This window comes from Actinomadura montaniterrae, assembly GCF_008923365.1.
Classification (GTDB): Bacteria; Actinomycetota; Actinomycetes; order Streptosporangiales; family Streptosporangiaceae; genus Spirillospora; species Spirillospora montaniterrae.
On sequence record NZ_WBMR01000006.1, the window covers coordinates 22,097 to 41,168 of the forward strand.

General features: G+C 74.7%; 14 protein-coding genes. 8 read left to right on the forward strand and 6 right to left on the reverse strand.

Annotated features, from left to right (window positions below):
• Window position 1 precedes the first annotated feature (1 nt).
• From F9B16_RS03995 to F9B16_RS04005, 3 genes are read left to right on the forward strand one after another with little or no spacing between them, the layout of a single operon-like run.
• Complete coding sequence (locus tag F9B16_RS03995; protein ID WP_151538442.1) at window positions 2-1,597, forward strand: N-acyl-D-amino-acid deacylase family protein; 1,596 nt, start codon at window positions 2-4, stop codon at window positions 1,595-1,597.
• A gap of 48 nt (window positions 1,598-1,645) precedes the next feature.
• Window positions 1,646-3,055, forward strand: a complete 1,410-nt coding sequence (locus tag F9B16_RS04000) for an SLC13 family permease (protein WP_225991333.1) — start codon at window positions 1,646-1,648, stop codon at window positions 3,053-3,055.
• A 57-nt stretch (window positions 3,056-3,112) separates the two neighbouring features.
• Window positions 3,113-3,892: a serine hydrolase gene (locus F9B16_RS04005; RefSeq protein WP_151538443.1), complete on the forward strand. Its 780-nt coding sequence runs from the start codon at window positions 3,113-3,115 to the stop codon at window positions 3,890-3,892.
• A 16-nt stretch (window positions 3,893-3,908) separates the two neighbouring features.
• Here the strand turns inward: F9B16_RS04005 and menC are convergent, their stop codons facing one another.
• Window positions 3,909-5,021 (reverse strand): o-succinylbenzoate synthase, encoded by a 1,113-nt coding sequence (menC, locus tag F9B16_RS04010; RefSeq protein ID WP_151538444.1) that lies wholly within the window; start codon window positions 5,019-5,021, stop codon window positions 3,909-3,911.
• Window positions 5,021-5,812 carry a GNAT family N-acetyltransferase gene (locus F9B16_RS04015; RefSeq protein WP_151538445.1) on the reverse strand — a complete coding sequence of 264 codons (792 nt, stop codon included), beginning with the start codon at window positions 5,810-5,812 and terminating at the stop codon, window positions 5,021-5,023. Before F9B16_RS04015 ends, menC begins: the two co-directional genes overlap by 1 nt.
• A 156-nt stretch (window positions 5,813-5,968) precedes the next feature.
• On the opposite strand from F9B16_RS04015, the gene F9B16_RS04020 reads away from it, so the two are divergent.
• Window positions 5,969-7,141 (forward strand): M20/M25/M40 family metallo-hydrolase, encoded by a 1,173-nt coding sequence (locus tag F9B16_RS04020; RefSeq protein ID WP_151538446.1) that lies wholly within the window; start codon window positions 5,969-5,971, stop codon window positions 7,139-7,141.
• 2,680 nt (window positions 7,142-9,821) lie between these two features.
• On the opposite strand, the gene F9B16_RS04030 is transcribed toward F9B16_RS04020, so the two are convergent.
• Window positions 9,822-11,489 carry an MFS transporter gene (locus F9B16_RS04030; RefSeq protein ID WP_151538447.1) on the reverse strand — a complete coding sequence of 556 codons (1,668 nt, stop codon included), beginning with the start codon at window positions 11,487-11,489 and terminating at the stop codon, window positions 9,822-9,824.
• 134 nt (window positions 11,490-11,623) lie between these two features.
• On the opposite strand from F9B16_RS04030, the gene F9B16_RS04035 reads away from it, so the two are divergent.
• Window positions 11,624-12,055, forward strand: a complete 432-nt coding sequence (locus F9B16_RS04035) for a Zn-ribbon domain-containing OB-fold protein (protein WP_151538448.1) — start codon at window positions 11,624-11,626, stop codon at window positions 12,053-12,055.
• On the forward strand, window positions 12,052-13,191 hold the full coding sequence (locus F9B16_RS04040) for a thiolase C-terminal domain-containing protein (protein ID WP_151538449.1): 1,140 nt from the start codon (window positions 12,052-12,054) through the stop codon (window positions 13,189-13,191). The genes F9B16_RS04035 and F9B16_RS04040 overlap by 4 nt, the downstream gene beginning before the upstream one ends.
• Window positions 13,192-13,335: 144 nt before the next feature.
• Here F9B16_RS04040 and F9B16_RS04045 read toward each other — a convergent pair whose 3' ends face one another.
• The gene (locus tag F9B16_RS04045; protein ID WP_151538450.1) at window positions 13,336-15,441 is read right to left on the reverse strand and encodes an acetate--CoA ligase family protein; all 2,106 of its coding nucleotides are present in this window, start codon (window positions 15,439-15,441) and stop codon (window positions 13,336-13,338) included.
• A 1-nt stretch (window position 15,442) separates the two neighbouring features.
• On the reverse strand, window positions 15,443-16,612 hold the full coding sequence (locus F9B16_RS04050) for an acyl-CoA dehydrogenase family protein (RefSeq protein ID WP_151538451.1): 1,170 nt from the start codon (window positions 16,610-16,612) through the stop codon (window positions 15,443-15,445).
• 152 nt (window positions 16,613-16,764) lie between these two features.
• On the opposite strand from F9B16_RS04050, the gene F9B16_RS04055 reads away from it, so the two are divergent.
• Both F9B16_RS04055 and F9B16_RS04060 read left to right on the forward strand, forming a co-directional pair.
• The gene (locus F9B16_RS04055; RefSeq protein WP_151538452.1) at window positions 16,765-17,382 is read left to right on the forward strand and encodes a TetR/AcrR family transcriptional regulator; all 618 of its coding nucleotides are present in this window, start codon (window positions 16,765-16,767) and stop codon (window positions 17,380-17,382) included.
• A gap of 263 nt (window positions 17,383-17,645) precedes the next feature.
• Complete coding sequence (locus F9B16_RS04060) at window positions 17,646-18,011, forward strand: hypothetical protein (RefSeq protein ID WP_151538453.1); 366 nt, start codon at window positions 17,646-17,648, stop codon at window positions 18,009-18,011.
• Here F9B16_RS04060 and F9B16_RS04065 read toward each other — a convergent pair.
• Complete coding sequence (locus F9B16_RS04065; RefSeq protein WP_151538454.1) at window positions 17,986-19,017, reverse strand: ArsR/SmtB family transcription factor; 1,032 nt, start codon at window positions 19,015-19,017, stop codon at window positions 17,986-17,988. The genes F9B16_RS04060 and F9B16_RS04065 overlap by 26 nt on opposite strands.
• Between the last annotated feature and the right edge of the window lie 55 nt (window positions 19,018-19,072).

The window sequence follows — 19,072 nt, forward strand, 5'->3', positions numbered from 1 at the left end:
GATGAGACACCCGGCGTACGAGACCGACGACGTCGTCATCACCGGCGGCCAGGTGCTGGACGGCACCGGCGCGCCGGCGCGGCGCGCCGACGTGGTGGTGCGCGAGGGCCGGATCCAGGACGTCGTCCCGCCCGGCAAGACGCACGAGGGCCCGGAGCTGGACGCCGCCGGCCTGGTGGTCGCGCCGGGCTTCATCGACCTGCACTCGCACGCGGACTTCACCGTCCAGGAGCACCCGTCCGCCGACACGGCCGTCCACCAGGGCGTGACGACGCTGCTCGGCGGCAACTGCGGGTTCTCGCCGTTCCCGGTCGCCGCGGCGGAGGAGCTGCGCGGCGCCGCCGGGTTCCTGGCGTCCGGCGTCGACTTCCAGTGGACCGACCTCGACGGCTACGCCCGCGCCGTCGACGCGGACCGGCCCGCGATCAACCTGGCGACGCAGGTCGGGCACCAGGCGCTGCGCACCCTCGTGATGGGCCCGGACGAGCGGCCCGCCACCGAGGACGAGCTGGCGGCGATGCGGTCGCTGCTGGCGGCCGCCGCCGAGCAGGGCGCGTTCGGCTTCTCCACCGGGCTGATCTACGCGCCCGGGTCGTACGCGCCGCCCGGCGAGGTCGCCGCGCTCGCCGCCGAGGCCGCGCGGCACGGGCTCCTCTACTCCACGCACATGCGCAACGAGAGCAACGAGCTGCTCGCGGCGGTCGACGAGGCGCTGGACGCGGCGCGCCGGTCGGGGGCGCGGCTGGAGATCTCGCACCTGAAGGCGATGGGCCCAGCCAACCACGGGACCGTCCACGAGGCGCTCGCGAAGATCGAGTCGGCCCGCGCCGAGGGGGTGGACGTCACCGCCGACGTGTACCCCTACACCGCGTCGTCCACGACGCTGACGTCCCGGCTGCCGGGCTGGGCGATGGACGGCGGCGCCGCGCGGCTGCTCGAACGCCTGATGGAACGCTCCACCCGGACGCGCATCGCGACCGAGCTGCGCGCCCGCTTCGGCCGCGACATCGACCCCGCCGGAGTCGTCGTCGCCGAGATGCCGGACGGCCCCTACTCCCGGTTCACCGGCCGCAGCCTCGCCGACATCGGCGCTGAGACCGGCATGGACCCGGCGGAGGCGGCGCTCGAGCTGCTGGCCGCGCACAACGCGACCGTCTCGATCGTCAACCACGCCATGTCCGCCGACGACGTGTCGGCCGTCCTCGCGCACCCGCTCGTCAGCGTCGCCAGCGACGGCTGGACCCTCGCCCCGGCCGGCGAGGGCCGCCCGCACCCGCGCAGCTTCGGCACGTTCGCCCGCGTCCTCGGCCGCTACGTGCGGGAGGACGGGCTGCTCACGCTGCCCGAGGCCGTCCGGAAGATGACCTCCCTCCCGGCCGCCCGGCTCGGGCTCGCCGACCGCGGCGAGATCCGCGCCGGCCGCGTCGCCGACATCGCGGTGTTCGACGCCGACGCGGTCACCGACACCTCCGACTTCGCAGACCCGTGGCGGCTCGCCACGGGTGTGCGGCACGTGCTCGTGCGCGGCGTCTCCGTGCTGCGCGACGGCACGGCCACCGGCGCGCGTCCCGGACGCGTGCTGCGCCGTGCCGGCTGAGCACGTCGTTACCGGATCCCCCCGGATCCCCGTTGAACAGGAGCGCGATTGAGCAGCGCCATCTCGCTCGGCGGACGGCTGGACCGCAGGCAGCTCACCTCGGTGGCCTGCTTCGCGGTCTGCGTCGTCGCGGGCATCGTGCTGGCCGTCGCAGGCGGCAAGGCCGGCATCTGGGGCCTCGTCCCCATCATCATGTACGCGGTGCTGGCCCTGCTCGGCGTGGACGTCGTGCTGGCCACCATCGGCGCCGTCATCGTCGCCGCGATCATGACCAGGACCGCGCCCGTCCCGCTCGGCGAGCAGCTCGCCACCTCCATGGGCTCGCTGGTCGCGGTGATCGGCCTGATCATCCTGCTCGGCGCCGGCCTCGGCCACGTCGCGCAGGAGACCGGCGCCGCGCAGACCCTCGTCCGGACGGTGATGGGCCGCATCGGGCTCAGCACCCCCACCCGCGTCCAGCTCGGCGTCATGGTGTCGTCGCTGGTCATCGTGGGTGCGCTCGGCACCCTCGCGGGCGGCAACGCGATCATCGCGCCGATCGTCATCCCGATCGCGGCGCGGATGGGCTGGCGGCCCCCGGCCGTCGCGGCGATGTTCCACGCGGCGGGCGCGGCCGGGCTGATGCTCGGCCCGTTCACCCCGCCGGTCGTGACGATCACCGCCGCGGCGAGGCTGTCGTACGGCGACTACCTGCTGCACGCGGGCCTGCCGGTCGGCGCGATCACGATCGTGACCGGGTTCTTCATGGCCCGCTGGATCCAGAAGCACACCGACCAGGAGTACGCGCCCGAGGACGCCGCGAAGGACGACGACGACGCGGACGCCGCGCCGAACAAGCGCGGCCAGTGGGCGGCGCTCGCCTTCATCGGCGTGCTCGTCGCGCTCGCCGTGTACGGCGTGTGGGTCAAGGCCGGGTACTCGTACGCGCTGGTCGTCATGGTGGTCACGGCCGCCGCGACCGGCCTCGCCGGCGGTCTCGGCGCGAAGGGCACGGCGGAGGCCGTCTACGCGGGCGCGGCCCGGCTGATCTGGTTGTTCATGCTGTTCTGGCTGCTGGACCCGCTGCTGACCCTGGTGCAGAAGACCGGCGCGTTCGACACGATCTTCGATCACCTCAAGGGCGTCATGCCCGACGTCGGCCCGTACGTGTTCCTGCTGCTGGTGGTCCTGCTCGGGTACGTGCACGCGGTGCCCGGCGCGGCGGTCGCCCAGGTCGTCCTGATCAACAAGCTGTTCGGGCCGCTGGTGACGTCGCTCGGCGTGCCGCCGGCGGCGTGGGCGGTGTCGCTGCTCGGCACCGCGCAGATCGATCAGCTCGGCCCGTACCCGACCGCGGACATGATGGGGCAGATGGGTCTCGCCCGCTCCAGCGATCTGCGGATGATGCTGTTCAACGGCTGGGCCATCATGGTCGCGAACACGGCCGGGTTCCTGGTCCTGTTCGCGATCCTGCTCTAGTCCCGACGACGCCGCCCCGGGGCCGACCCGGGGCGGCCCTGCTCCCGGAGGTCCGGCGTGCGCGACGAACTCGACGAACTGGTGCGGCGGGCGTCCCGCCTGGGCGGGACGCTCGGCGTCGTCGCGCACGACCTCGGCACCGGGGAGCGCGCGGAGGTGAACGCGGAGCGCCGCTTCACGTCCGCGTCCGTGATCAAGATCGCGATCATGGCGACGGTGCTGGCGGAGGCCGAGGCCGGCGGCCGGTCCCTCGACGACCGGCTGCCGGCCCCGCCGGACGCCCGCGTCCCCGGCAGCGGCGTCATCAAGGACCTCGCGGACGCGGCGGAGTTCAGCGTCCGCGACCTGCTCACCCTGATGATCATCGTGAGCGACAACACCGCCACGAACCTGCTGATCGACCTGGTCGGGAGGGACGCGGTGAACGCCTGGTGCGCCCGCAAGGGGCTGCGCGGCACCGTGCTGGCCCGCGTGATGATGGACGCGGCGGCCCGCGAGCGCGGCGAGGAGAACGTCACGACCCCGGCGGACGTCGCGGCCCTGCTGACCGGCCTGGTCAGGGGCGAGCTGCTCGGCGAGCGGGCCACCGCGTTCGCGCTCGACGCGCTGTCCCGCCAGCAGCTCAACGACCGCCTGCCCCGCCACCTCCCGCCGGGCGTGACGCTGGCGCACAAGACGGGCGAGCTGGCGGCCGTCTGCCACGACGCCGGGATCGTCCTCGCGAAGGGCCGCGAGCCGATCGTCCTCGTGGCCATGACGGAGGGCATCGACAGCGAGTCCGAGGCCGCCACCCTGATCGCCGAAACCGGCCGAGCCGCCTACACCGCCCTCCTCTGACCCGGCCAGGTGCGGGTCAGGTGTGGAAGGTATCGGTGGCCTGGGCGCGGATCAGGTCCTCGTCGACCTCGTGCCCCAGGCCGGGCGAGGTGGGGACGGGGACCATGCCGTCCTTCGCGCGGATGGGCGGCGTCACGATGTCGTGCGCGTAGTACTTGTCGGAGCCGGACACGTCGCTCGGCAGGTCGAAGCCCGGCAGGGACGCGATCGCGACGTTCGCGGCGCGGCCGACGCCGAACTCGTGCATGCCGCCGCACCACACCTTCCAGCCCGCCGCCACGGCGCGGTCGTGCGCGGTGCGGGCCGCCGTGAGGCCGCCCATCCGCGACACCTTGACGTTCAGGATGGACCCGGCGCCGAGCGCGATCGCCGTGTCGAGCTGGTCGAGGTCGTCCACCGACTCGTCCAGGCAGACGGGCGTGCCGATCGTGGCGGCGAGCCGGGCGTGCGCGGCGAGGGCGCCCGGCGCGAACGGCTGCTCGATGAGCAGCAGGCCGAGGTCGTCCAGCTCGCGCATGGTCGCGAGCGCTTCGAGCGTCTCTGGGTAGACGCCGTTGGCGTCGACCTGCACGGCGAGGTCCGGATGGGCCTCCCGGACGGCGCGGGTCGGCGCGACGTCCCAGCCGGGCGCGATCTTCAGCTTGATGCGCCGGTAGCCGTCCGCGACGTGCCGCTCCACCTGCGCGAGCAGGTCGTCGACGGTCGGCTCGATGCCGAGGCTGACGCCGGCGGCGATGCGCTGCCGGGTGCCGCCGAGCGCGGTGGCGAGCGGGGTGCCGGACGCGCGCGTCCACAGGTCCCAGCAGGCGATGTCGAGCCCGGCCTTGGCGAAGTGGTGGCCGCGGATCCGCGCCCAGGCGCGGCCCGCCTCGGACGGGTGGTCCCATCCGGTGCCGACGAGCGCGGGCGCGAGGTAGCGGCGCAGCATCACCCAGCAGGTGTCGACGGTCTCGGGGCAGTAGTACGGGTCGCTCGGCGAGGCGATCTCGCCCCAGCCGGACGCGCCGCCCGCGTCGGTCACACGGACGACGATGTGCTCCAGGTGCGACTTGCGGTGCGAGCTGGTCTGGAAGGTGTGGACGAGCGGCAAGCTCAGCCGGAACGCCTCGACGGCGGCGACGGCGGGCATCAGTGCTTCTCCTGCGGGTCGGGGACGAACCGGTAGACGGCGGTGTCGCGGGCGGCGGAGACCTCGCACGACACCGCGGCGTAGCCGTCGGCGACGAGGCGGCCCATCGTGCCGGCGACCCGTTCGCGGAGCGCGACGGAGGCGTCCCGGTCGGCGGCGACGTGCGCCTCCCAGTCGCTGGGCAGGCCGAACAGGACGGCGTCGCCGTCGCGGGCGGTCTCGCCCCAGGCGACGGGCGGCGGCTTCGGCGCCCGGTCGCGGCCGGCGGGGAGGGGGGCGGTCAGGTCCCATTCGACGATGAGCCGGTCGGTGCGCATGCCGCGGTCCCGGCCGACGTCCTCGACGCCGAGCAGGTTCGGCTCGAACCAGCGCGCGGCGGCGCCGAGGACGTCGAGGTTGAAGTGCGCGTTGCGGGTGCGGACCGGGTCGAACGACCAGCGCATCGCGGTGACGCCGGTGGCGAGCACCTGCTCGCGCTGACCGAGCTTGAGGGCGCGGCCGACGCCGCGGCCCTGCTGGTCGTCGCGGACGGCGGCCATCTGCGAGTAGTGGTAGACGCGGCCGGCGGGGTCGACGCCGCCGAAGCCGTAGGCGAACCCGACGAGCTCGCCGCCGTCGAACGCGCCGACGACCGAGCCGCCGTTGTGCGCGAGGGAGATGAGCAGGCGGGGGCTGACCGCGGGGTCGGTCTCGCCGAGCCGGAAGACCTCGCGGTAGAGGGCGACCGCGGCGCGCATCTCCGCGGGCCCGGACAGGGGCCGCACGTGTACGGCCGGGGATCTCACAGGCATCGCATCGCTATCCGTCAGCACATGTCCTGACCTAGATATGTTGTAGATCTATGCCATCGTTGTAGCATCATGCCTTGTCAGCGTCAAATATCGCCAAGATCGTGACGGTTATACGATTCGTATGTTCGTCAATGATCTTCCTGGACCTGGAGGGACATGACCGCGCCCGAGCCCGCCGTACTCGACCCCGGCGACGCCGCCCGCATCACCGAGGCCGCCGCCGCCCTGCTGGACCCCGCCCGCGCGCGCCTGCGCGAGTACGCCCTCGCCGAGTCGCCCAGCGGCGACGCGGCGGCCCTCGCCCGCTGCGCCGGCCTGGTCGAGGCCGGGCAGGCCGCCGCGGGCGGGCGGGTGCGGCGGGTGCCGTCCCCGAGCGGCGACCACCTGGTCACCTCCTGGGGGCCGGACGGCCCCGGGCACCTCCTCGTCGTCGGCCACTACGACACCGTCTGGCCGGTCGGCCGCCTCGACGGCATGCCCTACACCGACGACGGCACGACCATCACCGGCCCCGGCGTCTTCGACATGAAGGGCGGCCTCGTCGCGCTGGTGACGGCCTTCCAGGCGCTCGACGCCGCCGGGATCGCCGTGCCCGCGCCCGTCCGCGCGGTCGTCGTCGCCGACGAGGAGGTCGGCAGCCCCACCGGCCGCGACCTGGTCGAAGCCGAGATGGAGGGCGCCGCGGCGGTCATCGGGCTGGAGTCGCCGCACCCCGACGGCGCGCTGAAGTCCGCGCGGCGCGGCAGCACCCGCGTCGCGCTGCGCGTCCGGGGACGCGAGGCGCACGCCGCCCTCGACCCGGGCCGCGGCGTGTCCGCGATCGACGAGCTGCTCGACCAGCTCGCCGCCGTCCGCGCCGCCGTCCCGGACGACGGCACGACCCTGTGCAACATCGGCCGGATCGAGGGCGGCCGCCGCGCCAACGTGATCGCGGGGGACGCTTGGGCGGAGATCGGCCTCCGCTTTACCGACGCCGGAGCCGAGCGCCGGATGCTGGACGCGCTGCGCGGCGCCCGCCCGCTCCGGGACGGCGCGCGGGTCGAGACGGAGGTGCTGACGTCCCGGCCCACCTGGCAGGAGGACCCGGCCAACCCGCTGCTGGCGCACCTGGCGCGGGTGGGCGCCGCGCTCGGCCAGACCGTCCGGGGCCGTCCGGCGGCGGGCGCGGGCGACGCGAACCTGCCCGGCTCGCGCGGCCTGCCGACCCTCGACGGCCTCGGCCCGCGCGGGCGCGGCGCGCACGCCGCCGACGAGCACATCCAGGCCGCCGACCTGTCCCGCTGCGCCGCGCTCCTCGCCGCCCTCTTCGCCGTCCCGTACCGGCCCTGACCCCCGAACCGCCCGAAACCGGGTCGACGGGACAAGGGCGGGGCGAGCAGAATCACCGGCGTGAAGGTTCGGCTCGCGGGCGGCGTGGTGGCGGCGGACCTGGCCGTGTGGACGGCCCGGCCGTCCGGCCCGGAGCGGGTCACCGGCGGCTCGTCGGCGCAGCCCGGCGCGGCCGTCGCGCTGGGCCCCGCCGATGCCGCCGATGAGGACGTCCGGAGCGCGCTCGCGGAGCTGTCCGCGCTGGTCGAGGCGGGCGGGGTGGCCGCCGCCGGCGCGGGCGTCGACCTCGGCGCCGGGTTCCGCTCCGCCCGGCTGGACGGGGCGCGCGGCGACCAGCGCGACGCGGTCCTCGCCGCGCTGCGGGCGCTCGGCCTGGAGAACGCGAACCGGCTCGGGGACCGGGCCGGGTTCCTCGTCGCGCTGTTCGGCCCGGCGGTCACCAAGCGGGTCGGCGCGGCGGCGGCGAAGGCGGCCGCCGCCGGCCGGTGGGCCGCGCTGCACCTGGCGTCCGCTGCGAGCGACGTCCTCGGGCCCGAGCAGCTGGAGTGCGTCCTCGCCCTGGAGGGCCCCGACGACGCCGTCCCCGGGGCGCCGTCCGTGCTCGCCGGATACCTGCGGCAGGTGTTCGACGGGGTGCCGCGCCCGCGCAGGCTCGACCTGCTCCTCGACCTGTGGGCGCTGGTGCTCGCCGACCGCGACCGGTCCGGCGCCCGCGCCCGCCGCATGGCCACGCAGGGCCGCCGCGACCGGCTCGCCGACCTGCGCGAACGCCGCTCCCGCTGCGAGGACGAGCTGGTCGTCGGATGGCTGAGGGGCGGGCTCGGCCGCGAGCCCACGCTCGCCGACGCCGCGCGCTGGACCCCGCCCGACGGCTACTGGCGCGACCAGCTCGCCCGGACGTTCCACGACGCGATCGCCGCCACCGCCCTGCTGCGCACGGCAATCGCGGTCGCCGACCACGGCTACGAGGAGGGCCTGGCGCGCTCGGCCGCGCTTCTCGGCGCCGTCGTCCAGCAGTGCCCCGCGTGGGCCGGCGGGCGCGCCCGCAACGGCGGGCTGCCCGCGAGGCCCACCGTCCACGTGGGCGAGATCCACGGCAGGCTGTCGGCCGGCAAGCCGGTCGACGCCCGGCTGATCGGCTACGTGAAGCCGCGGCTGACGCGGGCGCGGGAGTTCGCCCTCCTCGTCATCGAGACCGTCGAGACGGTGATGGACGGGATGGTCGCGCACTGCGGCGACGTGCTGCGCGAGTGGGGCGCGGGCGACCTGCGCGACTGGCGTGCCGCCGCCGGGTACGGCCCGGTGCGGCCGCCCGAGCGATGGGACGGCATCCCGCCGTGGACCGGCCCGCTGCTCGGCGACCGCGAACCGCTGCGCGACCGCGAGGAGCTCCTCGGCGACCTGCTCTGGTACGTCGACCTGATCGACGCGCTCGCCCAGCTGCACGGGCACGACGCGGCGCGCTCGGTGGACGGCACCGGCGCCCCCTGGTTCGACCACGACCCGCCGCCCGCGGACCCCGAGCCGCTCACGCCGCGGCTCGACTCGGTGACGCTCGCCGTGTCCGGCGCCGCGCAGCTCGTCGCGCTCGGCGGCGTCCCGCCGAAGGGCGCGCGCGGCTGGACCGCGTTCACCGCGGGGCTGAGCACGGGGACGGCGATCGCCGAAGCGCTGACCGGGGAGTTCGCGGTGCCGCCCCCGGTCGCCGCCGCCGACGGTGCGGCGGTGCCCGGCGCGAAGGTCCGCGTGAAGGTGGCCCGCAGCGCACGCGACCTCGCCGGATGGTCGGACTACATGGGCAACTGCATCGCCGGGCCGGTGTACATCGAGGACGCCCGCGCGGGACGCGTCGCGCTGCTCGGCCTCTACGACGACAAGGGCGTGCTCGTCGTCAACGCGGAGGTGAGCCCGCTGCGGCCGCAGTCGCGCGGCTGGCGGGTGTCGGAGATCGCGGCGCGGTTCAACGGGGCGCCCGGCGAGGAGCTGGAGCGCGCGTTCCGCGCGTGGGTGGACGCGCTTCCCGGCACCAGGCCGCCCGAGGAGCCGGTGCCGGAGGAGCTCCCGCCCGCGCGGCCGGCGCGGCGGCGCGCGGCGCCGCGCCTGGTCGAGGACGTGGGCCCGGCCCTCGGCGACCTCGCCCGGACGGCGTGGGACGCGTCCGGCGCCGCGGCCCTGGAGGTGTTCGCCGCGGTCGCCGCGACCCCGCCGGACGCGGCGCTCACCCGGCTGCGCCGGCTCGGGTCCGCGCAGCTCACCGCGGCCGTCCGCCGCACGCTCGACACCAGGGCCGTCCCGCTCGTCCGGCTGTGGGACGCGACGGGGACGCGGCCGCTCGCCGAGGCGCTCGGCGGCCTCGACCCGGCGCTGCGCGACTGCTACGACCAGCTGCCCCTGCTGCTCGGCGAGCCGCCGCTACCGAAGACGCTGCGCAGGCTCGTCAAGCTGCCCGCGATCGCCGACCCGTACGCGCTCGACCTCGCCGGGCGGCGGGTCCGGGCGGCCCTCGGGCGGCTCGCCGTGCAGGACGACCCGGTCGTCGCCCGCGCGGTCGCGCACCGGACGACCGCGCCGCTGCTGTGCGCGCTCGCCGTCCTGGTCACCTGCGCCGCACCGGAGATCCCGCTCGCGACCGTCGTCCCGCCGCGCAAGATCCGCGTGCCCGGCTACCCCGCGACCACCCTCAAGGACGAGGACGGACCGTGGCAGCGCGCGCTGCCCGACGCCGCCGAACTCGGCGCCGACACCGGGTCCTTCTGGGACGCGGCGGCCGGGCACGGGCTGCGCGTCCCCGCGTCCTGGCTCGGCGCGGGCGGCTGGACGGCCCTGTGGGCCCGCGCCCACGCGCACCACTGACGGCCGCCTCGATGTCGGCCTTCGCGGCGCGCGGGCTCCAGCGTCCGGCGAGCGGGAGCATCAGCGCGAAGAACAGCAGCTGCGCGGCGATGCACACCCACCACCAGTGCTGCCACTGGTGCGGCGCGTCCGCCGCCGCCTGCTTGATGTCGGCGAGCTGGTGCATCAGGCCCGCCGACGGCGCGTGCCCGGACTGCTGCGCGGCCTTGGCCTCCGCGAGCTTCTCGGGGGCGCTGACCAGGGTGTTCGCGCTGCTCACCACGTACTGCAGCGCGAACACGGACCCGGCGACCGCGATCCGGGTCGTCCAGCCCCAGACGGCGAGGCCGTGCGCCATCAGCGCCGGGTTGCGCCGCTCGACCGTCTCGGTGAACGCGGCCATCCACGGCGCGTACGCGATGGCGAGGCCGACCGCGAGCAGGCTGACGATGGTCGCGAGCGCCGCGAAGCTCGTGTGCGGGTGGGTGGCGCGGGTCAGGAACACGTACGTCATGACCACCGCGAGGACGGTGCCGCCGGCCATGAACGGCTTGCGCACCCGCAGCCGGTCGGACACGAGCCCGACGACCACCAGCGCGATAGCGTCCATCGCCCAGTACCAGGTGTTGATGCCGTTGGCGCGGGACGTGGAGAACCCGAACGTGGTGGTCAGGTAGATGGTGAAGAACCCGACCGCGGTGTAGTAGATGATCAGGAAGATCGAGATGCCGGCCGCCGGGGCCAGGATGTCGAACTTGAGCATCTGCGCCCACGGCCGGCCCAGGTCGGCGCTCGCCTCGGCCTGCGCCGCGCGCGCCTCCACCTTCGCGCGGTCCTCGGCGCTGACCATGACCTGGCTGCGCAGGCCTGGGTTCAGCTCCCGCAGGCCGACGAGCGCGATCGCGAACACCGCGAGCCCGAAGGCGCCCATGATGTAGTACTGGCTGGCCCAGCTGTTGTCGAGCCGCTCCAGCGTCCGGTTCGCGACGAAGCTGACGATGAGGCTCGCGACGACCGGGCCGAGCGTCCAGAAGCCCATCGCGGACGCGCGGCCGAGCTGCGGCGAGAAGTCCCGGACCAGCGCGGGCGTGGCCACCAGGATCACGCCCTCGACCATCCCGATGACCGTGAGCAGGACGACGAACGCCCACTTGTTCGGCATCGAGGGGACGAGCAGCGTCAGCACGCCCGTGACGCCGAGCCCGTAGGCGACCAGGTTGGCGCGGCCCCACCTGTCGCAGAGCCCCGCGGCGAGCGCACCGAACGCGCCGACCAGGCCCCCGATGACCAGCGCGTTGACGTAGAAGAGGAACGACATCTCGAAGTGGGCGAGCACCAGCGGCGCCACGCCGCCGGTCACGTACTGCTCGCAGTACAGGACGATCGTGGCGAGGACGACCACCGCGAGGTACCACACGCGGGGTCCGGTTTCGGGGTAGTGGTCGAGGTCGCGCTTCCAGAGGCGGTCGATCGCGGCTCTGGGCTCGGGGGCGGCCGGGTGATCGAGGGTGGTCATGGCACCTCTTTCCGGTTGTCCCGGCGGGGGGCTTTCGGGCCCGGTGGTTCTTGAAGCGAACTCTAGGTTCGGGTCCTTAAATTTTCCAGAGCTAAGTTCTAGAATCTCGATCTAGAACTATTTCGAGGAGGGCGATGTCCACCGCCTCCAGGCCCGCACCGTCCAAGGCCGTCCCGCGGCCGACTCCCGACACCCGGCCGTTCTGGGACGGCACCGCCGCCGGTGAGCTGCGCATCCAGCGCTGCGGCGGCTGCGGCCGGCACTTCTTCTACCCGCGTCCCGCGTGCCCGCACTGCGGCTCCGGCGACGTCGCCTGGGTGACCGCCACCGGGCGCGCCACCCTGCACTCGTACGTGATCAACCATCGTCCGGCGCCCGGCTTCGAGGACGAGGCGCCCTACGTCATCGCCATCGTGGAACTCGAGGAGGGCGTCCGGATGATGAGCAACCTCGTCGGCGTGCCCGCCGACCCCGGGCACCTGCCCCTCGACCTGCCGCTCCGCGTCGTCTTCGAGCCGCGCGGCGACGTGAGCCTCCCGCTCTTCACGCCCGCGGAGGCCCGGTGAACATCGTCATCGCGGGCGCGGCCGAGACCGACGAGATCGGCCGGCTGCCCGGCCACTCCACCCGGCAGCTGCATCTCGAGGCCGCGCGCAACGCCCTCGCCGACGCCGGCCTCACCAAGGACGACGTCGACGGCGTCGCCACCGTCGGCACCCCCGGCCCCGTCGAGATCGCGCACTCGCTCGGCATCGAGCCCGCCTGGCTGGACGGCACGCAGGTCGGCGGCTCGTCGTTCCTGTTCCACGTCCGGCACGCGGCCGCCGCGATCCGCGCCGGGATGTGCCGGACCGTCCTCATCACGCACGGCGAGTCGGGCCGCTCCCGCGTCGGCGCGCCCCGCTACGCCCGCACTCCCGACTCGCTGAGCGGCCAGTTCGAGGCCCCCTACGGTGTGTTCGGCCCGACGAGCGCGTTCACCCTCACCGCGCTGCGGTACATGAAGGAGACCGGCCTCACGCACGAGCAGCTCGCCGAGGTGCCGGTCGCGCAGCGCCGCTGGGCGAACCTCAACCCGCGCGCGATGTACCGCGACCTCATCACCATCGAGGACGTCCTCGCGTCCCGGATGGTCGCCTACCCGTTCCACCTGCTGGAGTGCTGCCTCGTCACCGACGGCGGCGGCGCGCTCGTCGTCACGTCCGAGGACCGCGCCCGCGCGCTCGGCACCCGCCGCCCCCTCGTCCACCTGCTCGGGGCGGGGGAGTCCGCCGAGTCGCCGATCATCTCGCAGATGGCCGACCTGACCAGCTCGGCGGGGTTCCGGCGGGCGTCCCGCGCCGCGTTCGCGGAGGCGGGGATCGGGCACGGCGACGTCGACCACCTGATGATCTACGACGCGTTCGCGCACCTGCCGATCTACGGGCTGGAGGACATGGGCTTCGTCGGGCGCGGCGAGGCGGGCGCGTTCATCGCCGAAGGCCACACCTCGCCCGGCGGGCGGCTCCCGCTGAACACCAACGGCGGCGGCCTGTCCTACACCCACACCGGCATGTACGGGATGTTCGCGATCCAGGAGGCGGTCCGCCAGCTCCGCAAGGAGGCCGCCGCGCAGGTCCCGGACGCGGAGGTCAGCGTGGTGCTCGGCAACGGCGGCATGTTCATGTCCGCCGCCGTCCTGGTGCTGGCCTCGCACCGCTGAGCCGTCGACTGAGCGCCAGCGAAGGAGCGGGTCAGCGGCTCTTGCCCGGGGGGTCTGGGGGGTCGCCCCCCAGAGGGATACTGAGCCGCGGCGTGCCGTCCCTCGGCCGGCCGTCATCGGGGCGGCACGCCGCAGATTCGCGTCTCAGGTCCAGGTGACGAGGGCGTCGAGGATCTCGACCTCGGCGCCGTCGACGCGGAGCGGGTTGATCTCCAGGGATTCGAGGCGGTCGCCGAGGGACGCGGCGAGCGCGGCGACGCTGGCGACGACGCCGGCGACGGCGTCGAGGTCGGCGGGCTTGGTGCCGCGCGCGCCGTCGAGCAGGGCGGCGCCGCGCAGCTCGCCGAGCGCCTCGCGGACGTCGCGCGCGTCCACCGGCAGCAGCCGCAGCGCGGAGTCGCGCAGCACCTCGACCCACACGCCGCCGAGGCCGACCGCGAGCGTGAGGCCCCAGGACGGGTCGCGGACGATCCCCGCGAGCAACTCGACGCCGCCCGTCCGCTGCGGCTGGACGAGCGCGCCCGCGCCGTCGTGCCCGGCGAGCGCGGTCGTCACCTCGCGGTACGCGGCGCGGACGGCGTCCGGGCCGGCGAGGCCGAGGCGGACGCCGCCGATGTCGCTCTTGTGCGCGAGGCCGTCCGCCGCCGCCTTGAGGACGACGGGGTAGCCGAACCGGTCCGCCGCCGCGACCGCCGCGTCCTCGCCGTGGACCAGCTCGGACGGCACCACGGGCAGCCCGGCGCCGGCTAGGAGCGCGGCGGCGCGGTGCTCGGCCCACACGCCGGTCGCGCCGTCCACCGCGACGCGTTCGCCGGCCGCGGGACGCCGCGCGAGCGCGCGCTCCCGTCCGGCCGACCAGCGCACGGCCGCGCCGATCGCCTGCATGCCGTGCTCGATCCCGCCGACGACGTGCGGAAACCCGGTCTTCTCCTGGACGGAGCGCCCGAACTCCGACACGTCGGTCAGCGTGTTGCCGACCACCACCACCGGACGCGGCGACGCGGCGATCCGCCGGGCGTGCGCCTCGAACGTCGCCATCGGCACCGACGGGTCGGGCGGCGCGAACCGGGGCAGGTCGGTCAGCAGCATCACCGCGTCGATGCCGGGATCGGCGGCGACGACGTCCAGCGCGCGGCCGAGGAGCGTCCGGTCGATGAGCACGTAGCCGGTGACGTCGAGCGGGTTCTGCACGGTCGCGAACGGCGGCAGGATCTCCGCGAGCGCCGCCACCGTCGAGGGCGCGAACGGGGGCAGGTCGAGGCCCTCGTCCTCGGCCCGGTCCGCGATGATCTCCGACGCGCCGCCGGACGGGGTGACCACGCCGATCCGGGGCCCGGGCAGCGGCCCGGCGGAGGCCAGCAGCCCGGCGGTGACGATCAGGTCCTCCAGCGACCGGACCCGGACGACGCCGAGCCGCCGGAACGCCGCGTCCACCACGGCGTCGTCGCCGACGAGCGCGCCGGTGTGCGCCCGCGCGGTCCGCGACGCGAGCCGGCTGCGCCCGATCTTCAGCGCGACGACCGGCTTGCCCGCCTCCAGCGCCCGCCGCGCCGCGCGGGCGAACGCGTCCGGGTCCCGTACCGACTCCAGGAACAGCGCGATGACCTTCGTCGCCGGGTCGTCCACCAGGTAGTCGATCACGTCGGGGACGGTGACCAGCGACTCGTTGCCCATCGACGTCAGCAGGCTGAGCCCGAGGTTGCGGGCCTGCGAGAACGCCAGCACCGAGCTGGCCAGCGCGCCGCTCTGCAGCACCACGCCCACCGGGCCGCGCAGCAGCGGCGGCGGGATCGGCAGCCCGTACGGGGTGATGCCGGCGGCGGCGTTGATGTAGCCGTTGCCGTTCGGGCCGAGGACGGTCAGCCCCGCCTCCCGCGCGAACGCGACGACCTCCGCCTCCAGCCGGGCGCCGTCCTCGCCCGCCTCGCCGAACCCGGCCGTCAGCACGACGTAGTTCCTGATCCCGGCGGCGGCGCCGTCCCGCAGCACCGGCAGCACGGCGGGGGTCGGCACCATCACGTACGCCAGGTCGACGGGGCCGGGCAGCTCCGCCAGGCTCGGGTACGCGGCGTGCCCGTGGACGAGCCCGCCGCGCGGGTTGACCAGGTGTACCGGGCCGCCGAACCCGTGCGCCCGCAGGTTCCCGAACGTGCTCACCGACCAGCCGGACTTGTCGCTCGCCCCGACCAGCGCGATCGACCCCGGGTTGAACAGCGCGCGGACACCCGCCCGCGGATCGCGCGAGCCCATCTCACTCCCCGACGAGGCCGAGGCGGACGTGGCCCTTGAGCAGGTTGCGGGCGATGGTCCGGCGCTGGATCTCGTCGGTGCCCTCGAAGATCCGCAGCAGCCGCAGCTCCCGGTACCAGCGCTCGATCGGCAGCTCCTTGGTGTACCCCATGCCGCCGTGGATCTGCAGCACCCGGTCCACGACGCTGTTCGCCATCGTCGCGCCGTTCAGTTTCGCGATGGACGAGGCGTGCCGCGCGTCCAGGCCCTCCCGCACCCGCCACGCCGCGTACAGCGTCAGCCACTTCGCCGCCTCGATCTCCACCTGCGAGTCGGCGATCATCCACTGGATGGCCTGGTAGTCGGCGATCGGGTGGCCCATGGACACGCGCACCTTGGCGTAGTCGACCGCCATCTGCAGCATCCGCTCCGCCGCGCCGATCGCCCGCGCCGGGATCATGTAGCGGCCCTGCCCGATCCACCGCATCGCCAGCTCGAAGCCCTTGCCGACCTCGCCGAGCACGTTCGCGTCCGGCACCCGGACGTCCTCGAACACCAGCGACGCCGGCCCCCACTCGCCCATGGTCGGGATCGGCTCGGACTTCCACCCCATGTCCCGGTCGACGAGGAAGCACGTCACGCCGCCGTCAGCGCCGAGGTCGGGGTCGGTGACGGCGAACACCATGACGAAGTCGGCCTCGTTGCCGCCGGTGATGAAGGTCTTCTCGCCGTTGATCACCCAGTCGCCGCCGTCGCGGACCGCGCGGGTGCGGATGCTGCGGGCGTCCGACCCGGCGCCCGGCTCGGTGATGGCGAAGCAGGACCGCCGCTCGCCCTCGATCGTCGGGATCAGGTAGGCGCGCTTCTGCGCCTCGTCGCAGGCGTAGAGGATGTTGTCGGCCGTGCCGCCGAAGCTGAACGGGACGAACGTGCGGCCCGTCTCCATCGCGACGATCGCCGACATCAGCGGGCCGAGCGCGGCGCCGCCGTACTCCTCGGGCGTGTTGATGCCCCAGAACCCGGACCTGCGGGCCTTGTCGCGCAGGTCGCGCAGCACCTGCGGGTCGAGCCCCGGGCGTCCGGCGCGCTCGTTGCGCAGCACCTCGGGTTCGAGCGGCATGACCTCCTTCTCGACGAAGGAGCGGACGGTGTCGCGGATCTGTCGTTCCTCGGCGCTCAGCGAGAAGTCCATGGACCGGCCCTCCGATCAATCCTAGAATCTATTTCTAGGAATCGGTTCTAGGCTGCGCACGGGGCGGTCCCGGCGTCAAGACGTCCCGCGCGCTTTCTAGAATCTGTTCCACCGACGGCCGGACGGCGGCCGCCGCACCGGACGGGGGACCGATGGCCCGCAAGCCCAGCGGCAGGGGCGGATGGGAATGGAGCCGCACCGCCCAGACGCGCCGCACCATGCTGGAGGCCGCGCGCGAGGTGTTCTGCGCGCACGGGTTCGCCGACGCCGCGATCTCCGAGGTCGTCGAGCGCGCCGGCTCCAGCGTCGGCAGCCTCTACCACCACTTCGGCGGCAAGACCGAGCTGTTCCTCGCCCTGTGGGAGGAGCACGAGGGCGCGCACGAGAAGTCCGCCACCGCGAGCGTCGCCGAGGCCAAGGCCGCCGGCGTCGACGACCCGGTCGAGCTGTTCATCGCGGGCGCCCGCGCGTTCCTCGCCGGGTCCTGGGAGCGCCGCGACCTCGCCCGGCTGTTCATGGACGGCGACGGCCCGCCCGGCTTCGACCTGATGCGCCGCACCCGCCGCCGCGACTGGGTCCGGCAGAACGCCGTGCTGCTCGCGCTCGGCGGCGAGCCCATCGACCGCCTCACCGTCGCCGTCCTCACCACCGTCATCGGCGAGGCCGGACGCGAGGTCGCCACCAGCGAGGACGAGGCCGGGGCCCAGGAGGTCATCGCCGCGGCGATCGAGCTGATCCGCCGCTTCGACCGCGCCGCCGCGACCACCTGACCGCCGCCGGCCGCGGTTACGGACATCTCTTTTCCGGGAAAAGCGGAGTCGAATTCCCGGCGCCTGGTCAAATGCCTTACGTGCCTTTGCGAAGCGCGTCGCACGCCTTTATAGTCACCGATGTCGATCGCTCATCGAGCGGGAATCGCTGCGGGTCCGTGGGCTCGCGTGAAAGTGAAGGCGGGAAATTCTTGAGGGTATTTCGTGGGGGCGTCCGGCGCGTGCGGCCCGGGGCTGGAGCCGCCCTGGCCGCGGGTGCGGCCATGACTGCGACCATGGGCGCCGCGCCGCCGGTGGGCGCTCCGTCCGCCCCGGCCACCTTCCCGTCCGTCCCGGCGAAATATTACGGGAATGCGGACGATATTCCGAAATGCCGCCCCGGTCATGTGTGTGCCACCGTCGCTTATGGCGGTAAATATCGCGTCTTCGACTTCTACCGGTACGGCACCTACGGCCTCAGCGACTGGCATGGCCGGGGAAAGGTCGTCAACGAGCAGGCGGGCGGCGCCGCCGCCAGGGTCGACGACCGGTCCGGCGCCGAGACCGCGTGCGTCGCGGCGGGCACCGCGCTCACCGACGTGAACTGGGACCGCGCCGGGAGGATCAGGCTGACGACGGCCCGCTGCTGACCCCGGCCGACGAGCCGCGCCGGGGCGCCGTGTCGCGCTGGGCGGCGACGAGGGCCTCGCCCGCCTCCGTCCGGTAGTACAGGACCGAACGCCCGGCGCGGCGCCGCCCGACGAGCCGCGCGTCCAGCAGGATCTTCAGGTGCCGGCCGATCGAGCCGAGGCCCCGGCCCGTCAGCGCGACCAGCTGCGTCGTGCTCTTCGGCGTGTCCAGCAGGACGAGGACGGACGCGCGGACCGGCCCCAGCAGCGCCCCGAGCGCGCCCGGCACCGGGACCGCGCCCGCGCCCGCGCCGGCGAGCACCCCCGAGCACGGGTAGACGATCGCGTAGCGGGACGCCTCCCGGTCCCAGGAGGACCAGCTCTGGCCGACCGTGACCGGCACGAACACCAGCGGCTTGCCCGACAGGTCGCGCGGCGGGTGGTCCCGGGTGTTGATCTGGAGCCGGTTCTCGCCGAGCCAGCGCATGCCGGGCCGCATGCCGGCGAGCGCGGCGGCCCAGCCGCCCCGGCCCAGCCGCGCGACGCGCGCCACGATCTCGGCCTCGATGATCCGGTGCCGCCGCGGCCAGTCCGGCCGGACCGCCTCCGCCCACACCCACGCGATCAGGTCGGCGGCGCGGTCCGGCAGGTCGTCGCGGTCGAGGGCGGCCGGGAGCGGGCCGTCCAGCGCCACGGCCAGGTCGGCGCGGGCGGCGTCCGGCGGCGCGGCCCGGATCCGTTCCAGCTCCCCGGCGAACGTCGCGCCGGGCTCGCCGGTCTGGGCGGGCGTGACGAAGTCGGCGTTCCACCCCGGCACGAAGGCGGACCGGACGAGCAGGGCCGTGTCCGGGTCGGCGGCCATCCGGGCGCGGAACGCGGGCAGGTGGGCGTCCAGCCAGGCGCGCTCGCCCGGGTTCGCGGCCCGCCGCCAGCGCAGCGCCTTCAGGCACGCGGTGGCCTCCGCCAGCGGCGAGACGGCGAACCGGCCGCTCGCGAGGGTGTCCGCGTTGATCTCCCACCAGCCCAAGGGTTTCGCCTCCCCGCGAAAGAGTAACCGGCGGGCGGCGGCGCCCCGGAGACTC

Excerpts from the sequence above, each read along its gene's own strand:
- F9B16_RS04020 (WP_151538446.1), top strand. The coding sequence starts at position 5,969 with ATGACCGCGCCCGAGCCCGCCGTACTCGACCCCGGCGACGCCGCCCGC.
- menC (WP_151538444.1), bottom strand. The coding sequence starts at position 5,021 with ATGCCCGCCGTCGCCGCCGTCGAGGCGTTCCGGCTGAGCTTGCCGCTC.
- F9B16_RS04035 (WP_151538448.1), top strand. The coding sequence starts at position 11,624 with ATGTCCACCGCCTCCAGGCCCGCACCGTCCAAGGCCGTCCCGCGGCCG.
- F9B16_RS04015 (WP_151538445.1), bottom strand. The coding sequence starts at position 5,812 with ATGCCTGTGAGATCCCCGGCCGTACACGTGCGGCCCCTGTCCGGGCCC.
- F9B16_RS04060 (WP_151538453.1), top strand. The coding sequence starts at position 17,646 with ATGACTGCGACCATGGGCGCCGCGCCGCCGGTGGGCGCTCCGTCCGCC.
- F9B16_RS03995 (WP_151538442.1), top strand. The coding sequence starts at position 2 with ATGAGACACCCGGCGTACGAGACCGACGACGTCGTCATCACCGGCGGC.
- F9B16_RS04055 (WP_151538452.1), top strand. The coding sequence starts at position 16,765 with ATGGCCCGCAAGCCCAGCGGCAGGGGCGGATGGGAATGGAGCCGCACC.
- F9B16_RS04050 (WP_151538451.1), bottom strand. The coding sequence starts at position 16,612 with ATGGACTTCTCGCTGAGCGCCGAGGAACGACAGATCCGCGACACCGTC.
- F9B16_RS04030 (WP_151538447.1), bottom strand. The coding sequence starts at position 11,489 with ATGACCACCCTCGATCACCCGGCCGCCCCCGAGCCCAGAGCCGCGATC.
- F9B16_RS04045 (WP_151538450.1), bottom strand. The coding sequence starts at position 15,441 with ATGGGCTCGCGCGATCCGCGGGCGGGTGTCCGCGCGCTGTTCAACCCG.